Below are 4150 nucleotides of genomic sequence, written 5' to 3'. Positions count from 1 at the left end.
TCCCCGGAGTTACTGTAAACAGATACTGTGCCTCAGGTCTGGAAACCATCGCCATCGCTTCGGCTAAAATCCGGTCCGGAATGGCTGATTGCATCATCGCCGGAGGAGCGGAAAGCATGAGTTATATCCCTATGGGAGGATATAAACCCGTGCCCGACTATCAACTGGCCAAAAACGGCAAAGAAGACTACTATTGGGGGATGGGCCTAACGGCTGAAGCCGTGGCAGAGGAGTTTAAAGTTTCCAGGGAAGATCAGGATGCCTTTGCCTACCAGTCCCACCAACGGGCCTTAAAGGCCCAAAAGGAAGGGAAATTTGACGATCAGATTGTACCCATTGACATTGCCTATACCCATGTGGATGCCGGGGGAAAAAAAGTTACAGATAATTATACCGTGAAGGCCGACGAAGGGCCGCGGGCAGACACCTCTGTAGAAGCCCTGGGCAGGTTGCGACCTGTATTTGCACAAGGCGGTAGTGTAACGGCAGGGAACTCTTCTCAAATGAGTGACGGGGCTGCCTTTGTTATGGTCATGAGCGAAGCCATGGTGAAAGAGCTCAAACTGGAACCCATCGCAAGGCTGGTAAACTACGCCGCTGTGGGCGTGCCGCCCCGCATCATGGGTATTGGACCGGTCAAGGCCATTCCCAAAGCCCTGGAGCTTTCAGGCCTGAAATTAAAGGACCTGGAACTTATCGAACTCAATGAGGCCTTTGCTTCCCAGTCGTTGGCAGTAATCCGCGAGGTCGGACTCAATCCGGAGATCGTCAATGTAAATGGCGGGGCTATTGCCCTGGGGCACCCCCTGGGTTGCACGGGTGCCAAATTATCGGTGCAGCTCTTCGATGAGATGCGCCGCCGGAACCAGGTCGGTAAATACGGAATGGTGACCATGTGCGTGGGAACCGGGCAAGGGGCTGCGGGGATTTATGAATTTCTGTCGTAACCTGTTGCCTAGGACCTTCAAATAAAAATTGTAAAGAAATAATCAAAGAAATGAGTAGCGAAACCAAACAAAAAGAAATTACACGCGGGGGCCAGTTCCTGGTTAAGGAAACGGCTTGCGAAGATGTCTTCACCCTTGAAGACCTTACCGAAGAACAACGCATGATGCGCGAGAGTACTATAGAATTCGTAGACCGGGAACTCTGGGCGCACTGGGAGCGTTTCGAACAAAAGGACTACGCCTTTACAGAGGCCTGTATGAAGAAAGCCGGAGAGCTCGGCCTGTTGAGCATTGCTGTACCAGAGAGCTACGGCGGGATGGGGATGGGATTTGTATCGACCATGCTGGTCTGTGACTATATCTCCGGGGCCTCAGGTTCGTTCAGTACGGCTTTTGGTGCCCATACCGGTATCGGTACCATGCCCATTACCCTCTATGGGACAGAGGAACAAAAAATGAAGTACGTGCCCAAACTGGCCAGCGGTGAATGGATGGGGGCGTATTGTCTTACAGAGCCCGGGGCCGGATCTGACGCAAATTCAGGTAAAACAAAGGCAGTGCTCTCAGAAGACGGGAAGCACTACAAAATTACAGGTCAGAAAATGTGGATATCCAATGCCGGATTCTGTGACTTGTTTATCGTCTTTGCACGTATCGAAGACGACCAGTATATCACAGGTTTTATTGTCGAAAACGATCCCGAAAATGGAATTACCCTGGGGGATGAGGAGAAAAAATTAGGCATTCATTCTTCTTCGACGCGTCAGGTATTTTTCAATGACACTGTGGTCCCGGTAGAGAATATGCTCTCCGAGCGTCAGGCAGGCTTTAAGATAGCGATGAACGCCCTCAATGTGGGCCGGATCAAATTGGCTGCAGCTTGCCTGGAAGCGCAACGTAGGGTTACCGATGAAGCCGTACGATATGCCAAAGAAAGGATTCAATTCAAGACCCCTATCATCGATTTTGGGGCCATAAAGGCCAAGATCGCCACCATGGCGACCAATGCCTATGTCGGTGAAGCCGCTTCATATCGCGCCGCCCGGAATATCGAGGACCGTATTGCGATGCGGGTAGCCGAAGGAAACTCCCATCAGGAAGCTGAACTCAAAGGAGTGGAGGAATACGCTATTGAATGCTCTATCTTAAAAGTAGCCGTTTCTGAGGATGTGCAACAGACTACGGACGAGGGTATCCAGGTTTTCGGAGGTATGGGATTCAGTGCCGACACCCCTATGGAATCGGCATGGAGGGATGCCCGGATTGCCCGGATATACGAAGGAACCAATGAGATAAACAGGATGCTCTCTGTAGGTATGCTCGTTAAAAAAGCGATGAAAGGCCATGTAGACTTGTTGGGGCCTGCCACAGCTGTAGGGGAAGAACTCCTGGGTGTCCCGAGTTTTGATACCCCCGATTATTCCGAATTACTGGCTGAGGAGAAGGCCATGGTCAAAGGACTCAAGAAAGTCTTCCTGATGGTGGCCGGGAAAGCCGTGCAGCAATTTGGGCCGGACCTGGAAGAACATCAGCAACTCTTAATGGCGGCCGCTGATATCCTGATCGAAGTCTATATGGCCGAATCGGCTGTTCTGAGGGCTGAAAAGAATGCCAAACGTTCCGGGGAAGACAGCCAGAAAACACAGATTGCCATGGCCCAGCTTTATCTTTATGACGCTGTCGATATCGTGATGCGAAAGGCCAAAGAAGCCATAATATCTTTCGCTGAAGGAGATGAACAACGGATGATGCTCATGGGCCTCAAGCGGTTCACCAAATACCAGAACCAACCCAATGTCGTCCAGCTTAAGGAAATGATTGCAGATGCCGTTGCTGAGAGCAATGGGTATACATTTGACTAAACCAACCCCTAATCCAGAAGTGAAGAAGCCGCCTCCCAAAGAGGCGGCTTTTTTCTGGGATAGAGTGCTGCCTATTCCACTGAAGCTCCGAACAATATAAAGACGGTTGAGAGTGTATTTCACCTTGCCCGAAATACCTCTTTAGACTACCTTAGGCAGGTGAAAGAAGACTTGTTACAAAAGGCATACGACCCCGAGACCTTCCGGGAAGCGGGAAAACGACTCGTGGACGAGCTCTCCGAATACCTGAAAGAAACCCTTTCCGGCTCCGGACGGGTATTGAACTATAAAGATCCTCAGGAGCAATTGGACCTCTGGAAAATGGGACTTTCAGGGAATACCCAGGGGATAGAAACGGCCAATATCCTTAAACATATCACCCGGGTTCACCACCCCCGCTACCTGGGGCATCAGGTGGCCCCTCCCCTGCCTGTGGCTTCCCTGATGGCATTTCTGGGTGGTTTCCTCAACAACGGGATGGCCGTCTACGAAATGGGCATGGCACCGACGGCCATGGAACGGGTAGTCACAGATTGGCTATGCCGCAAAGTTGGCTACGGAACCTCTTCCCGTGGTATTTTGACTTCCGGTGGTACCCTGGCCAACCTGACTGCCCTGCTTTCGGCCCGTCGCAACAAGGCTTCGGAAGATGTTTGGAACGAGGGCTACAGCGGGGGTCTTGCAATCCTGGTCAGTGAGGCAGCCCATTATTGCGTGGACAGGGCAGCCCGGATCATGGGGTTGGGGGAAGACGGGGTATTAAAAGTACCCGTCCTCGAAGACTTTAGTATGGATATTTCCAAATTACCCGGGATATATGAGGCGGCACACCAAAAAGGACTTACTCCTTTTGCCATTGTGGGCAGTGCGCCCTGCACAGCTACGGGGAGTTATGACAACCTGGAAGCCCTCGCGGACTTCGCCGGGGAACGCAGCCTTTGGTTTCATGTCGATGGGGCCCACGGCGGGCCGGCCGTACTTTCTGAGAAATACAAATTTCTGGTCAATGGCATACAACGGGCAGACTCCGTGGTCATCGATGGTCATAAAATGATGGGGATGCCTGTGATTACGACCGCGCTTTTATTTTCCGATGGGGCTACTTCCTACAACACCTTTAGCCAGGAGGCTGAATACCTACTAGCCGATACGGTGGAAGAGGACTGGTCCAACGGGGCCAAACGCACTTTTGAATGCACCAAGCTCACCAGTGCCCTGAGTTGGTACGCCGTACTTGGGCATTACGGGGAAACTATATTTGAAGATTACCTGGACCGGCAGTACGACCTGGCGCGTACCTTTGCTGACCTTATCCGGAAAAGGCCCGTCTGGGAACTGGCC

At 51.9% G+C, this 4150-nt stretch carries 3 protein-coding genes; all 3 read left to right on the top strand.

What is annotated here, in order from left to right; translation table 11 throughout:
• On the top strand, window positions 1-947 hold a 947-nt coding region (locus WBV75_RS07295; RefSeq protein WP_424119973.1), incomplete at its 5' end, for a thiolase family protein.
• Between the two features lie 50 nt (window positions 948-997).
• The gene (locus WBV75_RS07290; protein ID WP_424119972.1) at window positions 998-2809 is read left to right on the top strand and encodes an acyl-CoA dehydrogenase family protein; all 1812 of its coding nucleotides are present in this window, start codon (window positions 998-1000) and stop codon (window positions 2807-2809) included.
• A gap of 159 nt (window positions 2810-2968) precedes the next feature.
• Window positions 2969-4150: pyridoxal phosphate-dependent decarboxylase family protein (locus WBV75_RS07285; protein ID WP_424119971.1), on the top strand; the 1182-nt coding region annotated here is incomplete at its 3' end.

This window comes from Robiginitalea sp., from assembly GCF_049588695.1.
In the GTDB taxonomy this organism is placed as follows: domain Bacteria; phylum Bacteroidota; class Bacteroidia; order Flavobacteriales; family Flavobacteriaceae; genus Robiginitalea.
This window is presented reverse-complemented; position numbering and strand designations above follow the sequence as displayed.

What these genes read in the sequence shown, in the direction of transcription:
- WBV75_RS07290 (WP_424119972.1), top strand. Translation starts at nt 998, where the DNA reads ATGAGTAGCGAAACCAAACAAAAAGAAATTACACGCGGGGGCCAGTTC.